Annotated in this window: 18 protein-coding genes; 9 read left to right on the top strand and 9 right to left on the bottom strand. The window is 41.5% G+C overall.

What is annotated here, in order from left to right:
- Positions 1–132 precede the first annotated feature (132 nt).
- Complete coding sequence (locus ACYZZR_RS08230) at positions 133–651, top strand: DinB family protein (protein WP_461533524.1); 519 nt, start codon at positions 133–135, stop codon at positions 649–651.
- A 904-nt stretch (positions 652–1,555) separates the two neighbouring features.
- On the top strand, positions 1,556–1,708 hold the full coding sequence (locus ACYZZR_RS08225) for a hypothetical protein (protein ID WP_461533523.1): 153 nt from the start codon (positions 1,556–1,558) through the stop codon (positions 1,706–1,708).
- A gap of 289 nt (positions 1,709–1,997) precedes the next feature.
- On the opposite strand, the gene ACYZZR_RS08220 is transcribed toward ACYZZR_RS08225, so the two are convergent.
- The 7 genes from ACYZZR_RS08220 to ACYZZR_RS08190 all read right to left on the bottom strand — a co-directional run bounded on the left by ACYZZR_RS08220 (position 1,998) and on the right by ACYZZR_RS08190 (position 7,911).
- The gene (locus ACYZZR_RS08220) at positions 1,998–2,294 is read right to left on the bottom strand and encodes a hypothetical protein (protein ID WP_461533522.1); all 297 of its coding nucleotides are present in this window, start codon (positions 2,292–2,294) and stop codon (positions 1,998–2,000) included.
- Between the two features lie 71 nt (positions 2,295–2,365).
- Entirely contained in the window at positions 2,366–3,334 is a 969-nt protein-coding gene (locus ACYZZR_RS08215; RefSeq protein WP_461533521.1) for a deoxyhypusine synthase family protein, read from the bottom strand.
- A 127-nt stretch (positions 3,335–3,461) separates the two neighbouring features.
- The gene (gene speB / locus ACYZZR_RS08210) at positions 3,462–4,346 is read right to left on the bottom strand and encodes an agmatinase (protein WP_461533520.1); all 885 of its coding nucleotides are present in this window, start codon (positions 4,344–4,346) and stop codon (positions 3,462–3,464) included.
- Between the two features lie 113 nt (positions 4,347–4,459).
- Positions 4,460–5,860, bottom strand: coding sequence for an arginine decarboxylase (locus tag ACYZZR_RS08205; protein ID WP_461533519.1), 1,401 nt, complete (start codon positions 5,858–5,860; stop codon positions 4,460–4,462).
- 74 nt (positions 5,861–5,934) lie between these two features.
- Positions 5,935–6,099: a hypothetical protein gene (locus tag ACYZZR_RS08200; protein WP_461533518.1), complete on the bottom strand. Its 165-nt coding sequence runs from the start codon at positions 6,097–6,099 to the stop codon at positions 5,935–5,937.
- 133 nt (positions 6,100–6,232) lie between these two features.
- Positions 6,233–6,922 (bottom strand): NUDIX hydrolase, encoded by a 690-nt coding sequence (locus ACYZZR_RS08195; protein ID WP_461533517.1) that lies wholly within the window; start codon positions 6,920–6,922, stop codon positions 6,233–6,235.
- Positions 6,923–7,122: 200 nt separating this feature from the next.
- Positions 7,123–7,911, bottom strand: coding sequence for a serine O-acetyltransferase (locus ACYZZR_RS08190; RefSeq protein ID WP_461533516.1), 789 nt, complete (start codon positions 7,909–7,911; stop codon positions 7,123–7,125).
- Between the two features lie 380 nt (positions 7,912–8,291).
- Between ACYZZR_RS08190 and ACYZZR_RS08185 the strand changes: the two genes are divergently transcribed.
- The 6 genes from ACYZZR_RS08185 to ACYZZR_RS08160 all read left to right on the top strand — a co-directional run bounded on the left by ACYZZR_RS08185 (position 8,292) and on the right by ACYZZR_RS08160 (position 14,600).
- Positions 8,292–9,827 (top strand): YifB family Mg chelatase-like AAA ATPase, encoded by a 1,536-nt coding sequence (locus tag ACYZZR_RS08185; RefSeq protein ID WP_461533515.1) that lies wholly within the window; start codon positions 8,292–8,294, stop codon positions 9,825–9,827.
- Between the two features lie 69 nt (positions 9,828–9,896).
- A complete protein-coding gene (locus ACYZZR_RS08180) occupies positions 9,897–11,009 on the top strand; it encodes a DUF2891 domain-containing protein (protein ID WP_461533514.1) in 1,113 nt (370 codons plus the stop codon).
- Positions 11,010–12,215, top strand: a complete 1,206-nt coding sequence (locus tag ACYZZR_RS08175) for an Nramp family divalent metal transporter (RefSeq protein ID WP_461533513.1) — start codon at positions 11,010–11,012, stop codon at positions 12,213–12,215.
- Between the two features lie 40 nt (positions 12,216–12,255).
- Entirely contained in the window at positions 12,256–12,966 is a 711-nt protein-coding gene (gene pxpA, locus ACYZZR_RS08170) for a 5-oxoprolinase subunit PxpA (protein ID WP_461533512.1), read from the top strand.
- Positions 12,967–13,030: 64 nt separating this feature from the next.
- The gene (pxpB, locus tag ACYZZR_RS08165) at positions 13,031–13,768 is read left to right on the top strand and encodes a 5-oxoprolinase subunit PxpB (protein WP_461533511.1); all 738 of its coding nucleotides are present in this window, start codon (positions 13,031–13,033) and stop codon (positions 13,766–13,768) included.
- A complete protein-coding gene (locus ACYZZR_RS08160) occupies positions 13,761–14,600 on the top strand; it encodes a 5-oxoprolinase subunit C family protein (protein ID WP_461533510.1) in 840 nt (279 codons plus the stop codon). The genes pxpB and ACYZZR_RS08160 overlap by 8 nt, the downstream gene beginning before the upstream one ends.
- A 34-nt stretch (positions 14,601–14,634) precedes the next feature.
- Here ACYZZR_RS08160 and smpB read toward each other — a convergent pair whose 3' ends face one another.
- Together smpB and deoD are read right to left on the bottom strand one after the other, a co-directional pair.
- A complete protein-coding gene (gene smpB / locus ACYZZR_RS08155) occupies positions 14,635–15,093 on the bottom strand; it encodes an SsrA-binding protein SmpB (RefSeq protein ID WP_461533509.1) in 459 nt (152 codons plus the stop codon).
- Between the two features lie 84 nt (positions 15,094–15,177).
- Entirely contained in the window at positions 15,178–15,876 is a 699-nt protein-coding gene (gene deoD / locus ACYZZR_RS08150; RefSeq protein ID WP_461533508.1) for a purine-nucleoside phosphorylase, read from the bottom strand.
- 168 nt (positions 15,877–16,044) lie between these two features.
- On the opposite strand from deoD, the gene ACYZZR_RS08145 reads away from it, so the two are divergent.
- The gene (locus ACYZZR_RS08145) at positions 16,045–16,668 is read left to right on the top strand and encodes an L-threonylcarbamoyladenylate synthase (RefSeq protein ID WP_461533507.1); all 624 of its coding nucleotides are present in this window, start codon (positions 16,045–16,047) and stop codon (positions 16,666–16,668) included.
- Positions 16,669–16,873 lie beyond the last annotated feature (205 nt).

Raw genomic sequence — 16,873 nt, 5'->3', positions numbered from 1 at the left:
GGTTATAAAATCCTTGAAGTGATACAAAAGTAAAAAGTAAACACTTAACGCACAATAAACGGATATAAGTTTCTGTCATACTAACTTGCAAAAAGCACTAAAAATACGTTATTTTAACCTAAATACCGCATTATGAATCTGAGAGACGTCAAAGACAGTGAATATCACAACTATTACCAGAATTATATACTCAGGCTAAAAGACACTTCTATCTTAGATGCTTTGAGAAATACGGAAGATAAATTTGTACGTCAGATTGATGGATTGAGTCAGGAAAAATTGTCTTACCGCTATGCAGAAGGCAAGTGGACGGTAGCCGAGGTGATACAGCACCTGATAGATAGCGAACGTATATTTACTACCAGAGTCCTGCGTATTGCCAGAAACGACAGTACCGAACTTCCCGGTTTTGAACAGGACACTTACGTACCGTTTTCCGGAGCAAACAGTAGAAGTGTAGCTGTGTTGATATCCGATTTTAAAGCAGTTCGTCTCGGCACGATTTCCCTTTTCACTTCCTTTACCGACGAGATGTTAATCCGCCAAGGTTGGGTAGGGGGCAGTTTGATGTCGGTAAGAGCAATCGGCTTTATCGTAGCAGGACATTTGGATCATCATTTGAGTGTTCTTATAGAGAAGTATGGAGTATAGCGGCTGTGGGATACTTAAGCGGACTAAATCCAATGCCTAAAAAAAATAGAAGGGTAGATATAAAGCTCTAGGAAAGAGCAAAAGAAAAAAATTAGGATATTTTATGAATGACAGAAAAGGTAAAATGTTTCATAATCTAAATAACGACTACTCGAATGGAATTGTTGGTTTTATAACATTTAGCTTAATACTATTGGGAGGTTACTTATTGTTTAATTAAAGTCCAATAGATTTTAGACAATTTGAATTACTTGAATACAAGGGGATCCCATACCCATTGGAGGTCAAATGAGATTTCAAGTATTGGATGGATGAAACATTGTGGTTTTTCTTTTACAAGTAATCTACTTTAGATAATTACACTTGGGAAGAGATACAAGATCAAAACGTTTTTGACGCTAGATATAGTTTTACTCTTAGCGAACTTAAGGCAATGAATTGGGAGATAGTGTATAGGGGAGATTAGTATGTTTGAGGTTTTTTAGTTGATTAGTTCTTAGTTGGTAGCTCGTAGTGGTTTTTCGTGATTTTGCTTTTCTGTTTTTTCGCCTTGTACTAACCTTACCTCTGATATTTCCCAAGTCCGAAGCCTTTTCAGAAATAAGCTGTATTCCTACGGAATCGCGTTTGCGATAGCAAAAGGAGCGTGTAGTGGGAATTCAGCTGGTTTCCCGCGATAGCTGGGAAAATTTCCTTAAAGGCTTCTTGACTTTTTGCTTCGTTTTGTGTCAAGACAAAATGAAGGAGGGGGTGTTTGTAGTTAGTTCGTATCAATCACCATTTATATATACCAGACGCCGTAGAGACGCAAAATTTTGCGTCTGCCACCATTGACGAATCTATGTAATGCGATGGGCAAGGTTTTTGAACTTAATTTAATAAATCTATTCAATACAAATATATCTTGCATATATTATTGCTGTGGATAAATCCAGGCATTACCGGGGTTTTGGTGACGAGGGGGAAAGGAGAAAAGGAGATGGGGAGAAGTTTTTACGGGCTGAAAGCCCAGCTCAGTTTATTGATACTAGCCGCTATTTCAGGAAGTAGGGGCTAGAATTAATCAATGGCACCAACACCACCTTACCAGATTTTGTTATCTTAGACCGTGGCTATACCGGTCACGAGCATTTGATAGGAGTTGGTTTAGTACACATGAACGGTCGTTTACACGACCCGATACGACACCGTTTCCTGATGCCTGATAATTTTGTTCAGGATCCGTATAGTACGCAGAACTATAATCAGTATAGGTATGTGCTGAACTTATAAAAATCAAATAAATATAAAAAAGCCCCGATTAAGAGGCCTTTTCACTTACTTAGTCTGTAGAATGGAGTTCTTTTTTAATCGTTGTCCAAATCATCTTCGTCGGGGACATCGACAGAACTTCCGAGATCACCTGAACCAAAATCGTCTTCGTCTTCTTCGTCAAAATTCTCCATAGTATTGGCCAGTCGGGTACTCACCTTTACCAGATAAACCGCTTCATCGGTTCGTACTTCAAGGGCCTCGACGGTTTCATTATTGGCGTTTTTAAACTTGATAATGTCGTCATCGCCGTATCCGTCGGGATACTTTTCCACTAACAGCGTCAGTATTTCGTTGGTAAGTTTCTTGTAATCAACTATAATTCTTTTCATGGAAGGGAGTTGTTAATACGGCCGAAAATAAATTAAAATAAATATTGTACGCAAGTAATTTTTACTGGATTTTACATATCCAATAAATACGCAAAAATTAGGGGTGCTACTATAGTTGCATCCGATTCTATGACAAACTTCGGAGTGTCGAGATCGAGTTTTCCCCAGGTTATTTTTTCGTTGGGTACTGCTCCTGAATACGACCCATAACTAGTGGTAGAGTCGGAGATCTGACAGAAATAACTCCAAAACGGTACATCGTGCATTTCCAGGTCTTGATAGAGCATAGGCACTACACAGATGGGGAAATCGCCTGCAATACCACCACCAATCTGAAAGAAACCAACTCCCGTATCTGAATTTTTGCGGTACCAGTCTGCGAGATAAGCCATGTATTCAATACCTCCTTTTACAGTAGATGCTTTGAGCTCTCCTTTAATGACATAAGAAGTGAAAATATTGCCCATAGTACTGTCTTCCCAACCCGGTACTATTATAGGAAGGTTTTTTTCGGCAGCAGCATACATCCAGGAATCTTTCAGGTCTATTTCGTAGTATTCTTCCAATACTCCGGAGAGCAACAGTTTATACATATATTCATGAGGAAAATAACGTTCTCCTTTATCGTCTGCATCTTTCCATATTTTAAATATATGTTTTTGCAAACGTCGGAAAGCTTCTTCTTCCGGAATACAGGTATCGGTAACGCGGTTGAGCCCTTTTTCTAGGAGTTCCCATTCGTCTTTTGGCGTCAGATCACGGTAGTGGGGTACGCGTTTGTAGTGCGAATGTGCAACGAGATTCATAACGTCTTCTTCGAGGTTGGCTCCGGTAGAAGAGATAATTTGAACCTTGTCTCTGCGAATCATTTCAGCAAAGATTTTACCGAGTTCTGCAGTACTCATGGCACCGGCAAGGGTGACCATCATCTTGGATCCATTTTGTAATTGCTGCTCGTAGGCCTTGGCTGCATCGACCAAGGTGGCTGAGTTAAAATGCAAATAATACTTTTCGATAAATTGAGAAATAGCACCTTTCATTTTATAGTGTTTTAGTTTTTTAGTTCGTTGTTTTTTAGTGTTTGGGGTGGTGGGTTATTGGGTTATTGGGTTATTAGGTTATTAGGTTATTGGGTATTGCCTAAGTAACTTATTAACCAATTAACCATCAATACTCCTCCTCATCATCATCCTTCTTCCCCGAATACTTAAACTTGTAGGCCAGCATTTTGTAATACAGTTTAGCGGCGAGAAAATCTGAGGACTTTTCGCTTTCGTTAGGGCAGAGCTCTACGATATCAAAACCGACTACATTTTTCTTTTTGAAGATCTTTTTCAAAAATTCAAGGGTTTCATACCACAGCAGGCCTCCCGGTTCAGGAGTTCCGGTAGAGGGGAGTACGGAGGGGTCGAAGGCGTCGAGATCGATGGTGATAAAGACGTTTTCGGTCATTTGATGTACAGCATCGGATATCCACTCGTCGTCATGAATTATATCGTGTACAAAATACACCTGATTTTCGTCCATATTCTCCAGTTCAGACACATCCATACTACGAATACCCACTTGAATGAGATTGGTTGTTTTACTGGCCTCGTATACCGCACAGGCGTGATTGCAGGTGGAACCCTCATATTCCGGTCTCAGGTCGGCGTGGGCATCTATTTGAACTACGGTGAGATTTTCAAAACACTCGTTAAACGCTCTGATGGTTCCTATAGAAATAGAGTGTTCTCCTCCGAATACAGTGACAAATTTGTCTTGTTTTATATAGCTTCTCGTGATTTTATGCACGGTATCCACCATTTTTTCAGGAGAGGAGTTTTCCGTAATTGCCGGAGCGAGGTAAACTCCCTTTTTATAAGGTTCTGATCGAGTTTCTATATCGAATAGCTCCATATTCTCCGAAGCGTGTAAAAATGCTTCAGGTCCTTTGTCTGCCCCTTTTTGCCATGTACTGGTACCGTCGTAAGGCACTGGGATTAGCACTACTTGGGCATCGTCGATACGAGTGTATTTATCAGGTATTCCTGCATATGTTTTTTTACTCATCGCGCTTTGTTTTTTACACAGGCCGCTTTTGGCGGGTATAAATATTGATTAAACAGATTAAAAATATATTATAAAACAATGATAGTCAATACTAAAATGTAATCTTCAAAATATTAATTTTCACCGTAGCCCAGTATTCTGAGCATATCTTCTGCTTTTTGTTGTTCTGCAAATACTTCGGTGGTTATATTTCCTTCTTTGTCCTTGTCTATCAAGATGTGTTTTGGCGTGGGGATAAGGCAGTGTTGCAATCCTCCAAATCCTCCTATGGTTTCCTGATAGGCTCCGGTGTTGAAAAACCCGATATAAAGCGGTTTGTTCTTGCTGTACTTGGGCAGATAGATGGCGTTCATATTCTGCTCACTGTTATAGTAATCGTCGCTGTCACAGGTGAGTCCGCCCAACAGTACTCTTTCGTATTCGTCGTTCCATCGGTTGATAGCCAACATGATAAAACGCTTGCTTATGGCCCAGGTGTCGGGTAGGGTAGTGATAAAAGAAGAATTTATCATATTCCATTTCTCGCGGTCGTTCTGCTGTTTCTGGTAGAGTACCTCATAAATGGCTCCACCACTTTCGCCTACCGTAAAACTACCGAATTCTGTAAAGATATTTGGAACAGGTACATCGGCCTCTTCACACGAAATCTTGATCTGATTGATGATTTCATCTATCATATATTCGTAGTCGTAATTGAAGGCCAGCGAATTCTTTGTAGGAAATCCACCGCCTATATTGAGACTGTCTACCGTAGGGCATATCTTTCTCAACTGGGTGTAGACCTTGAGACATTTGAGCAATTCGTTCCAGTAATAGGCCGTGTCTCGTATTCCGGTATTGATAAAGAAGTGCAGCATTTTGAGTCTTACATTTTCATTTCCAGCAATGGCTCGATTGTAGAAGGGTACAATATTCTTGTATCCTATACCCAGTCTGCTGGTGTAAAATTCAAATTTAGGCTCTTCTTCAGAGGCGATGCGAATACCGATATCAAAGCTTCCATCTATAGCTTCGTCGAGCAGGTCGATTTCCTCGTAATTATCTATAATGGGAATACATTTTTTATGTCCACCATTCACCAAGTCGGCTATATTTCGGATGTATTGATCTCTCTTAAACCCATTGCAGAGCACGTATTGATTTGGTGTTAATTTACCTTTTTTGAGCAAATTGTTTACGATATTGATATCAAAAGCCGAAGAGGTTTCTATGTGAATATCGTTTTTGAGCGCCTCGTTTATAACGTGTTCAAAATGAGAACTTTTTGTACAATAACAATAGTGGTATTTACCGGTGTAATTGTGCACATCTATGGCTTTGTCAAACCATCTTTTTGCCTTTTGTATATTATTGCTTATCTGAGGTAGATAATTGAACTTTAACGGTGCCCCATATTTTTTGACAAGAGCCATAAGATCTATACCGTGAAATCGTAGGGTATCGTTGTCGAGGGTAAATTCTTCCTGTGGAAAATAATAAGTCTGATCTATGAGATCTATATATTTGGTTTTCATTGTAAACTGCTTTTTATTTACGGATAAATAGGTAAATACTTAAAAACTAATGTAATATACAAAAAGCAGCAATGTCAAATACGCAGGGCAATAGCATTCGTTGCGGCGATTGCCACAGAACAGGAGTGTAGAGAGGTAATAGTGGAAGTGAGCTTAAAAAACCGGTGATTCTTCTCGAGAACCGTATACCATAAAGACTTCCTGCTCATGGCATACCCGGAATTATAAACGAGTTTCATTTACTGTTTAGCCTAAACGGCTACAAAAGTGTAGAAAAAAAACAAACTGTCAAATAGAGAAGTGTTTTTTTACTTCGATATTTTAATATTTTAAATCCGAGGCTAAAATACAGTATATCTATAAGTTAGACCACTATACCTTAAAGGTAAAGCCGTCAGAAATTTTTTTCTCGTATTTTTCCTTGTCAAATTCGTACAGAAAAGATCCCTTTCGCGACGAGCTCATATCTTTTTCATTCAATTTTACTAGCACGTCGAGTTGTTTTATCTTTTTCTGAAAATTCCTTTTGTCCAATTCTTCATCCAAGATAACTTCATACAGTGTTTGAAGCTGTCTCATGGTAAATTTTTTAGGTAGTAGCTCGAAACCTACGGGGTCGGTAGAGGTACGTCTTCTCAACCTTCGCAAGGCTTTTTCCAACATTTCGCCGTGGTCGAAGATCAACTGAGGAATATCGCTGATAGAAAACCATTGAGCGGAATATTTATCAGACTGTTTTGAGTTGTGTTCATCGATATTGATAAGGGCGTAATAGGCTACGGAAATGGTGCGTTCTACAGGGTCGCGGTCTATTTTGCTGAAACCGTAAAGCTGTTCCATATAAACGTCGTCAAGACCAGTAAGGGTGTACAATACTCGGTTGGCGGCTTCGTCTAAGGTTTCTTCTTTTTTTAAAAAACCTCCCATAAGCGACCATTTGCCCTTTTCGGGTTGTAGCTCTCTCTTGACGAGAAGGAGTTTGAGCTCATCTCCGTCAAATCCAAAAATAATACAGTCGACAGCCACCAGTACTTTGTCTTCCTGATCGTAATTGTAATTCATAATACCAAATTTTACACACTTACTCCTCTATGTAAAATTGTAACAAAAGAAGAGCTCGACTATTGCCTGAATGCGAAACCGTTTTTGAGATAGCGTCTCGAAAAGGCGCGTAAATATACATTTAATTTAAGGAAAATTGAAACCTATATTGCGGTGTAGATACCGACACAATAAGTTTGTAAACCACCGTACAATACCGCTTATTTTCCATTTGTTTTAATCTTTATATCCGGACTGTGATATACCATGGAATTTTCGGGTACCGAAGATGTGAGCCATACGTTACCTCCAATGATACTGTTGGCGCCGATTACCGTTTTGCCTCCGAGTATGGTGGCATTGGCATAAATGGTGACATTGCTCTCTACAGTGGGATGTCTTTTGGTGTTGGAAAGGGATTTTTCAACGTGAAGTGCACCGAGGGTAACACCTTGGTATATCTTGACGTGATCTTTGATTACGGTAGTCTCTCCAATAACTATTCCCGTAGCGTGGTCTATAAAGAAGGATTCCCCAATCTGAGCTCCCGGGTTGATATCCACTCCAGTGAGCCGGTGGGCATATTCTGCCATTAAACGCGGAACTATAGGAAGTCCGTACAAATACAAAGGTCTGCTTAAGCGATAAACCGCAATGGCAAGAAAGCCGGGATAAGCTAGGCACACCTCTTCTACAGTATTGGATGCCGGGTCGTTTTCTACGATGGCCAGAGCGTCGAGATTGAGTTTTCTGAGAATCTCCGGTAGTTCATCCAAGTAGTTCTCCCAGATTTTGCTACAGGGTTTTCCTGGAGCCCAACAGGCCAGATCTACAATTTCCTGAAACTCCTCTTCTAGAGTATCAATGTTTTCAGCTACAGAGGTGTCACTGTCAAACAGGGTGTAGAAAAGACGAGAAGTAAAGGCTTCGGTCTTCTCCTTGAGCTGAAAGCGAAGGTTGGGGTTTTGCTTGTGTTTTACAATGCCTTCTATGATGGTTTGTTTTTTCATCAGCTTTATAAATTTGTCATTCTCGGCTTTCAATTAGCTGTCTGTACATTACAACTACCACTCCGTCATTTAATGATAGGGGAGTATCAACCGACAAGAGCACAAAGTTATAAAAGGAAAAATAAGCTGCTCCTTATTTCTTTCCCGAAATTACAAATTCAACAAAGAGGTTTAATTTTTTACAATTTATTCACGTATTTCCGACTGAAATCCGGAAGTTATACGCGATAATCCTATCTCAGCACTTTTAATAGCACAATAAAAATATAATCAAAATACTCGTTTTTAAGTTTTATTTTCCTACATTTATAAAAGAGTTGATGTTTTATTAACTCAATAGCTGTGTCGTTAAAGTTTAAAACTGCAAACAATAGACGATTATGTTAGTAAAAATTTATGGAAGTGCTGTTTTTGGTGTAGAAGCAACAACCATTACTGTAGAAGTCAATGTCTCTCTCGGCGTCGGTTACTATTTGGTAGGGCTTCCAGACAATGCTATTAAAGAGAGTAATTACAGAATAGCGTCGGCACTAGAGGCTAATGGCTATAAAATTCCGGGAAAGAGAATAACTATAAATTTAGCTCCCGCCGATATGAGAAAGGAAGGTGCCGCCTACGATCTGCCCATCGCTGTAGGCATACTGGCAGCTTCCGGACAGATTAAGAGCGATGACATCACCGAATACCTCATCATGGGCGAACTGTCTCTCGACGGTGGATTACAGCCTATTAGAGGAGCTTTACCCATTGCGGTTCAAGCTGCTAAAGAAGGTTTTAAAAAGTTTATACTACCCATACAGAATGCAGAGGAAGCTGCGGTGGTAGAGGGACTAGAGGTTTACGGTGTGAGTAATATAAGTGAAGTTATCGATCACTTCGACGGCAAGCTAACTCTCAAAGCCCTGAAAGTAGATCTAAAAGAAGTTTTCTATAGGAACACAGATCGCTTTGAACACGATTTTGCCGAAGTCAAAGGACAGGAGAGCATTAAGCGCTGTATGGAGATTGCAGCCTCTGGAGGACATAATATTATATTGATCGGTCCGCCCGGTTCCGGAAAGACGATGTTGGCCAAACGCCTTCCGGGGATTTTACCACCTATGACTCTCGAAGAAGCCCTCGAGACTACCAAGATACACAGTGTGGCAGGACGTATTGAAAAAAGCGGACTGATGGGGCAGCGCCCGTTTAGGTCGCCGCATCACACTATTTCGGATGTAGCCTTGGTTGGAGGGGGAACCTATCCTCAACCGGGAGAGATTTCTCTTTCTCACAATGGGGTATTGTTTCTCGACGAGCTTCCGGAATTTAAACGCAGTGTGTTGGAAGTGATGCGACAACCCCTGGAAGATAGGGAAGTAACCATTTCTAGGGCAAAGTTTAGCGTTACTTATCCTTCTTCTTTTATGTTGGTAGCCAGTATGAATCCTAGTCCGAGTGGCTATTTTAACGATCCCGACGCCCCTGTGGTATCATCACCTACAGAAATGCAGCGCTACCTCGGGAAGATATCCGGACCCTTACTCGACAGAATAGATATTCATATAGAAGTAAACCCAGTACCTTTTGAAAAGCTGTCAGACAACAGTCGGGGCGAATGCAGCGCAGACATACGAAAAAGGGTAGTGGCAGCCCGCGAGATACAACGAAGCCGTTTTGAAGAAATACCCGGACTACACTACAACGCTCAGATGAATACCCGGCAGATAAGGCATTTTTGTGCTTTAGATGATGAGAGCAAACAATTACTCAAAAAAGCCATGCAGCGATTAAATCTCTCCGCACGTGCTTACGATCGTATTCTAAAAGTAGCCCGAACTATAGCCGACCTCGACAACCACAAAGAGATCACAGCGCTTCATATAGGTGAAGCCATTCAGTACAGAAGCTTAGATCGGGATGGATGGTTGGGGTAGGGATTGAGGATAAAAGTGAAAAAGAATCTTATATTTGTTGGCAACTGAATGTTAATCAACAAACTTTATATGTATCGAAAACTGTGTTATATCTTGGTGATATCGCTGCTTACAACCGTATGGGTGTCTTGTGAACAGCGAGCTGAAAAAAAGGAAGAGTCCGTTGCAAAAACTAGTGAAACTACTTTTCACCACCTTACGCTCGAAGAGGCCAACAGGCTGGTAGAGCTTCCGCTACACTGTATGCAAACCGAATATCCCAACAGATTGGGGCAAACCCTGATCGATTCGACTAGCTTACGTAGTCCGAAGGTACTGCACCCGGCGTTTTACGGTTGTTTTGATTGGCACTCTTCGGTACACGGACACTGGATGTTGGTGAGTTTGCTGGAACAATTTCCCGATTTGGAAAAAGCGGATTTGGTAAGGCAGAAATTAAGAGAGAATATATCGGCAGAAAACATACTGCAAGAGGTGGCTTATTTTGAAGACGAACCTTCTTATGAGCGCACTTATGGATGGGCGTGGTTGCTCAAACTAGCCCAGGAGCTACGCGAATGGAACGATCCGCTGGCTCGCGAGTTAGAGCAAAACCTCCAGCCCCTTACCGACTTGGTGGTAAGGAGCTATATCGACTTTCTACCTAAATTGAATTATCCCATTAGGGTAGGAGAGCATTCGAATACGGCATTCGGACTCACTTTTGCCTACGACTATGCCAAAGCGACACAGCAGCAGGAGTTGCTATCCCTGATCGAAAAAAGGGCGAAGGATTTTTATCTCGAAGACAGTGACTGCCCCATAAGCTGGGAACCTAGCGGGTACGACTTTCTCTCCCCTTGTCTCGAAGAGGCGGATATTATGAGAAGGGTACTGCCTGCAGAAGAATTTAAGGGCTGGCTCGAAAAATTTCTACCACAGTTAAAAGATCCCGATTTCAATTGGGAACAGGGAAAAGTATCGGAAAGATCAGATGGCAAATTGGTGCATCTCGACGGGGTGAATTTTAGTCGAGCCTGGTGTCTTTACGCCATTGCTCGCGATGTTCCGGAATACCGTCATCTCAAGGAAATAGCCAATGCACATATAGCCCACTCGCTACCTCATATAGTTGACGATAATTATATGGGTACTCACTGGTTGGGATCTTTCGCGGTATACGCCTTGCAAAATGCGCATTAGATGTTTGGCTTTCTAAAAAAAGCTGGTCCAGGAACTATAGTGGCCGCTGCATTTATTGGACCCGGAACGGTTACTGTGTGTACACTGGCAGGTGTCGATTTCGGCTATGCGCTGCTATGGGCTATAGTATTGTCGATAGTAGCTACAGTAATATTACAAGAAATGGCCGCACGTGTTGGAGTCATAACGGGAATGGGGCTCGCCGAAGTTATCAAGACACAGCTGAGGCATCGCCTTTTAAAAATACCACTTATTATACTTGTTTTTTCTGCTGTAGTAATCGGCAATGCGGCTTATGAAGCGGGAAATTTAAGTGGGGCTTCTCTCGGGATGACAGGAATTTTTCCGGAGGAATACGCTCGCTTTTATCCTCTAGTTGTGGGTGTTGTGGCATTTGCCTTACTCTACGCTGGTAGCTATAAAACACTGGAGCGCTGTATGACGGCTATGGTGCTGGTGATGAGTATGTCGTTTATACTGGCTGCTGTAATCATCAAGCCTGATATGGTAGCTATCGTAAAAGGGCTTTTTATTCCTGAAATTTCGGAGGAAAACACACTTACAGTTATAGGACTGATCGGAACTACTGTTGTTCCCTACAACCTTTTTTTACACGCTTCTCTTGTCAGCGAACGATGGAGTGGGGAAGCTGACTTGAAAACTGTACGAAAAGATACATGGCTATTTGTAACTCTTGGAGGTCTGGTATCTGCAGCCATTATGATTACAGCTGCAGGGAGTGGATTAAATGGAATTCGGAATGTGATGGATATAGCAATCGGATTGGAACCTCTATACGGAAGGTTTGCAATTTACTTTATAGGTATAGGGCTCTTTGCTGCAGGAATTACTTCTGCAATAACCGCTCCATTGGCGGCTGCATATGTGGCTAACGGTTGTTTTGGTTGGAATGCCTCGCTAAAAGATCACAGATTTCGCCTAGTGTGGATGATTGTTATTGGGATAGGTATTCTCTTTGCTTCTGTGGGTTTTAATCCCATAGAACTCATACTGTTTGCTCAAGTAGCCAACGGCATACTGCTCCCCGTAGTCGCTTTATTTCTGTGGTGGGTTGTGAATAAGACTGAGGTATTAGGTAAGTATAGAAACGGCTTGTTACTGAACCTGATTTCAGGAGGTATTATTTTTATTACTGTGGTTCTCGGTATACGAAGTATCCTCAAGGTGTTGGGATGGGAGGTGTAAAAAAATCTACTGTTTTATCAGAGGGACAAAAAACACTGTTATGTCGGATATAAAAATCAATTGCGATTTGGGAGAAGGGCTGGACAACGAAGCCTTGCTAATGCCGTATATTTCTTCCTGTAGCATTGCCTGTGGCGGGCATGCAGGGAGCATAGATATTATGGAGAAAGTAATTGTACTCGCTCAAAGGCATCAGGTGCTTATCGGCGCTCACCCCTCGTATCCCGACCGTGAAAATTTTGGCAGGCGCTCACTGCAAATAGAGGAGGAGGTGCTTGTGACAAGTATAAGACAACAACTATCATCTCTGTCTGATATACTCATAGAAAAAGGAGCCTCACTACATCATATCAAGGCTCATGGCGCTTTGTATAACGATATGGCAAAGGATGCTGAAATAGCTGCTGTTTTTCTCAAAGCCATATCCCCGTTTACAGAGAGTGTCGCACTTTATGCTCCTTTTGGTTCTGAAGTTGCAAAAATGGCAGGGAACTCAGGAATTCAGGTGGTTTATGAGGCTTTTGCCGATCGCAGCTATACCGATGCTTTATCGCTCTTACCCCGGAACGCTGAAAATGCGGTGTTAACCGATAAGATTCAAATAAGGAATCGCGTATTGGACATTTGCCGAGAGGGGGTTGTGCTCACCGTAGCTGGACATTATGTCCCGATAAAAGCAGATACTTTTTGTTTGCATGGAGACAATCCTAATGTGATTGAAATACTGCAATACCTCGCAGAGACTACCTGAGGACTGAAGTCTTTTTGTGATGATTTAACTTTGTTATCCGAAAGATTTTTTGCTACTTAGTGCTATGAGTAAGGCAGCAGAAAAATACCCGATTTCAATAAGTCCAGTCGGACTTCAATCTTTGTTGATAAACTGGCCGAAACGCATAGATGAAGATATACTGAAGGATATAATTTGCTTCGGAGAGACCATTTCCAAAAAGCTAGCAATAGCGTGTGAACAACTTCCTGCCTATCACTCTTTATTACTGATTTTTGATGAGAATATCGATACGGTAAAGATATCGGACCGGCTTTTAAAACTATATGAAAGTATGGAACCATGTGCTATGAAGCGCAGGTTATGGCACATACCCGTGTGTTATCATCCCGATTTTGCACCGGATATGCAGTTATTGTCATCACAAAAAGGCATGTCACCTCAAAAAATCGCAGAATTACATAGTTCTCCCGTTTACACGGTATACGGCATAGGATTTTTACCCGGTTTTATGTATTTGGGAGGATTGGACAAAAAGCTCTATACCCCTAGACGAAAAGAACCTAGACAAAGTGTAGTCAAAGGAGCTGTGGGTATTGGTGGCAAACAAACAGGTGTATACCCTCAGGAGAGTCCGGGTGGGTGGAATATCATCGGGAACACTCCGGTAAAGATATTCGATCTGTCTCGTAAAAAGCCTTGCCCGGTGCGTATAGGAGACAAATTGCGTTTTTTCGAAATAAGTCAGGAAGAACACAAGCTCCTAGAAATTGAAGTGTCGGCAGGGGTGTACAAACTCAAAAGTGAAAAATACCATGATTAAAGTACAGAAGCCTGGGTTGTTTACCACTGTCCAAGATATGGGAAGATTTGGTTACAGGAATATAGGGGTTCCGGTTAGCGGTGTTATGGATGTTTGTTCGGCCACCTTGGGCAATCGGTTGTTGAACAACGACAGTCGGGCCGCACTTCTCGAAATCACTATGGCGGGGCCTCAACTACAATTTACAGCTGCTACTCACATAGTTATTACCGGTGCTTTGATGCAAGCGGCGATAAATGGTGTTTCTATTCCAAACAACAGAGTGATTAGAGTACAGCAGGGAGATGTGCTTTCTTTTGGTCGTCCGGAGCGAGGAATAAGAGCCTATATGGCGGTAAAAGGTGGGATTAAGAGTGCACTTATTATGAACAGTCAATCGTACTATTTTCCCCTTACCAATTTTGCTCATTTGCAAAAGGGACAGGAGTTAGACTGTGAAGTATTTGACGGAAATATAAACGATCTCATTGAGATCAAGCCAAACAACGATTTTCTGTTTTCTTCTGCTATAACTGTATATGCCGGACCGGAATACGAAATGTTGAACCGAGAGGAAAAGGAACTTTTGAAACAGACTTTCTCTGTTTCCACACTTAACAATCGCATGGCGTATCAGTTAGAAGAACAACTGCCTCCTAACAATTACAGTATCATTACTTCTGGGACATTACCAGGTACTGTACAGCTCACTCCCTCTGGGAGATTGATAGTGCTAATGAAAGATTGTCAAACTACGGGAGGATATCCGAGGGTGCTACAACTTTCAGTATCCGGTATATGTACTCTCGCTCAGAAAAAATATGGAGACCGCATTGTTTTTAAGATGGAGTAATTCGCGTTTGAACTCGACAGCAAAAACGATGGTTTTAGCGATAACTCTTTTTGATGCGGTCCAGATTGCGTTTGTTATCGCGGTCTTTGATGGTTTCTCGTTTGTCGTGTAATTTCTTTCCCTTGGCCAGTGAAATCTCAATCTTGGCAAGTCCGCGATCGTTGATAAAAAGTCGTAGAGGAACTATGGTGAGACCGACATTTTTGACTTCTTTTCGAAGTTTTCTAAGTTCTTTTTTGTTGAGCAACAGCTTTCTCTCACTTCTCGGTTTGTGGTTGTAATAGGTTCCGTGAGCGTATTCTTCAACATACATATTGACGACAAAGAGTTCACCTCGATCGTTAAATTCGCAGAAACTTTCGGCAATAGAAGCCTTGCTGAGGCGTATCGATTTAATCTCCGTACCCGTCAGTACAATTCCCGCTACGTATTTATCCAACAGCTCGTATTCGAAACGGGCACGCTTATTCTGTATGTTTATCTTTTTTTGCATAGGGACAGCAAAAGTAATAACTATTGTTGAATTTGGGTCATATATCTACCGTCTTATTCTGATACCAATACAGTTGGGCACAACTTATGCCAGCTGCAACGCGAGTTTTACCATATCGGTGAGCGAAGTCTCTCGTGTTGCAGCATCCATACTCTCACCGGTGATGACGTGGTCTGTAACGGTGAGTACAGATAGTGCTTTAGCCCCAAAACGAGCTGCGATGGTGTAGAGTGCTGCGGTTTCCATTTCTACACAGAGCACTCCGTGTTCCATCCATTTTTTGTAATCTTCTTGACGGTAATCGTAAAATGTATCACTAGTAAGTATATTGCCCGACCACACTTTTATGCGGTCCTTTTGAGCGATGTTTAATGCTTTTACCAAGAGTTCTGCATTTGCAGTAGGGGCATAGGTGTCTTGCCCAAAGACAGTGCGATTTATACTGCTGTTTGTAGAAGTTGACATTGCCAGTACGATATCTCTAACTTTTACAAAGGGCTGATAGCTGCCTGCGCTTCCTATGCGTATCAGTTGCTTTGCACCGTAATCCTTTATCAGTTCGTGTATGTAAATACTCGCCGAAGGAATTCCCATACCCGTGCTTTGTACCGATATTTTTTTTCCTTCAAAATATCCGGTATAGCCGTATATTCCTCGTATACTGCTGTATTGCACAGCGTTTTGGAGAAATTGTTCTGCTATCCACTTTGCTCTTAAGGGGTCGCCAGGGAGTAATACTGTTTCTGCTATTTCTCCTTTTTTTGCGTCGATATGTATGCTCATGCCAATCTGTTTGCCCGAAAACGGTATGTGAAAACAAAGTTATGTTTTTTTATATATTGTTTTTCCAACTGTTGTAAATCACTGTATTTGCAACGACATGCATACACCTTTTTTACTTATTTTTGTGTACGGAACTCTTTCCGATATTCAAATTTTAAACTCCGAATTATGGCCGAGCTTATCAGAATTTATGAAGAAAACCCCAATCCTCGAGAAATACAGCGGGTAGTGGAGGTGTTGAAAAAGGGCGGATTAGTGATCTATCCGACAGATACAGTATACGGTTTGGGATGTGATATTACCAATTCCAAGGCCTTGGAGCGCATTGCCAGAATTAAGGGAATAAAACTCGAGAAGGCAAATTTTTCGTTTATCTGTGCCGATTTGAGCAATCTTTCAGACTATGTAAAACAGCTGGAAAACTCAACTTTTAAACTTTTAAAAAGAGCACTTCCCGGTCCCTTCACTTTTATTTTACAAGGGAATAACAATCTTCCTAAAGACTTTAAGAAAAAGAAGACTGTAGGGATAAGGGTGCCGGACAACAGTATTGCACAAGCCTTGGTCAGCGGACTGGGAAATCCTATAGTTTCGACTTCCATTTACGATGAGGACGAATTGTTGGAATACACCACAGATCCAGAGCTTATTTATGAGAAATGGGAAAATCTTGTCGATGTGGTTGTCGATGGCGGCTATGGAGATAATACCGCTTCTACTGTAGTAGATCTCACCGATGGAGACCCCCGTCTTATACGACAAGGCAAAGGAAACCTAGAAGAGATTCTCTAATAGAGCCCCATATTAACCTAAATTATAGTTGATTAGTTCGTAGTTGACAGTTGGTAGTGTGTTTTTTGACCTTGCCTGAATAAGCTTGCCTTTTTTCAGGTTAATAATTAATGATTACTGTTGGTCTTTCTTTTGGGGCGCGCCCCAAAAGAAAAGTTTCAAATTCTTCTGGTTTCATATTTTTTAGTGAACCATGTGGTCGTTG

The organism is Sinomicrobium sp., from assembly GCA_029266035.1.
In the GTDB taxonomy this organism is placed as follows: Bacteria; Bacteroidota; Bacteroidia; order Flavobacteriales; family Flavobacteriaceae; genus Sinomicrobium.
This window is presented reverse-complemented; position numbering and strand designations above follow the sequence as displayed.

Coding starts and splice junctions, on each gene's coding strand:
- ACYZZR_RS08230 (WP_461533524.1), top strand. CDS start 133: ATGAATCTGAGAGACGTCAAAGACAGTGAATATCACAACTATTACCAG.
- ACYZZR_RS08220 (WP_461533522.1), bottom strand. CDS start 2,294: ATGAAAAGAATTATAGTTGATTACAAGAAACTTACCAACGAAATACTG.
- ACYZZR_RS08215 (WP_461533521.1), bottom strand. CDS start 3,334: ATGAAAGGTGCTATTTCTCAATTTATCGAAAAGTATTATTTGCATTTT.
- speB (WP_461533520.1), bottom strand. CDS start 4,346: ATGAGTAAAAAAACATATGCAGGAATACCTGATAAATACACTCGTATC.
- ACYZZR_RS08205 (WP_461533519.1), bottom strand. CDS start 5,860: ATGAAAACCAAATATATAGATCTCATAGATCAGACTTATTATTTTCCA.
- ACYZZR_RS08200 (WP_461533518.1), bottom strand. CDS start 6,099: ATGAAACTCGTTTATAATTCCGGGTATGCCATGAGCAGGAAGTCTTTA.
- ACYZZR_RS08195 (WP_461533517.1), bottom strand. CDS start 6,922: ATGAATTACAATTACGATCAGGAAGACAAAGTACTGGTGGCTGTCGAC.
- ACYZZR_RS08190 (WP_461533516.1), bottom strand. CDS start 7,911: ATGAAAAAACAAACCATCATAGAAGGCATTGTAAAACACAAGCAAAAC.
- ACYZZR_RS08185 (WP_461533515.1), top strand. CDS start 8,292: ATGTTAGTAAAAATTTATGGAAGTGCTGTTTTTGGTGTAGAAGCAACA.
- ACYZZR_RS08180 (WP_461533514.1), top strand. CDS start 9,897: ATGTATCGAAAACTGTGTTATATCTTGGTGATATCGCTGCTTACAACC.
- ACYZZR_RS08175 (WP_461533513.1), top strand. CDS start 11,010: ATGTTTGGCTTTCTAAAAAAAGCTGGTCCAGGAACTATAGTGGCCGCT.
- pxpA (WP_461533512.1), top strand. CDS start 12,256: ATGTCGGATATAAAAATCAATTGCGATTTGGGAGAAGGGCTGGACAAC.
- pxpB (WP_461533511.1), top strand. CDS start 13,031: ATGAGTAAGGCAGCAGAAAAATACCCGATTTCAATAAGTCCAGTCGGA.
- ACYZZR_RS08160 (WP_461533510.1), top strand. CDS start 13,761: ATGATTAAAGTACAGAAGCCTGGGTTGTTTACCACTGTCCAAGATATG.
- smpB (WP_461533509.1), bottom strand. CDS start 15,093: ATGCAAAAAAAGATAAACATACAGAATAAGCGTGCCCGTTTCGAATAC.
- deoD (WP_461533508.1), bottom strand. CDS start 15,876: ATGAGCATACATATCGACGCAAAAAAAGGAGAAATAGCAGAAACAGTA.
- ACYZZR_RS08145 (WP_461533507.1), top strand. CDS start 16,045: ATGGCCGAGCTTATCAGAATTTATGAAGAAAACCCCAATCCTCGAGAA.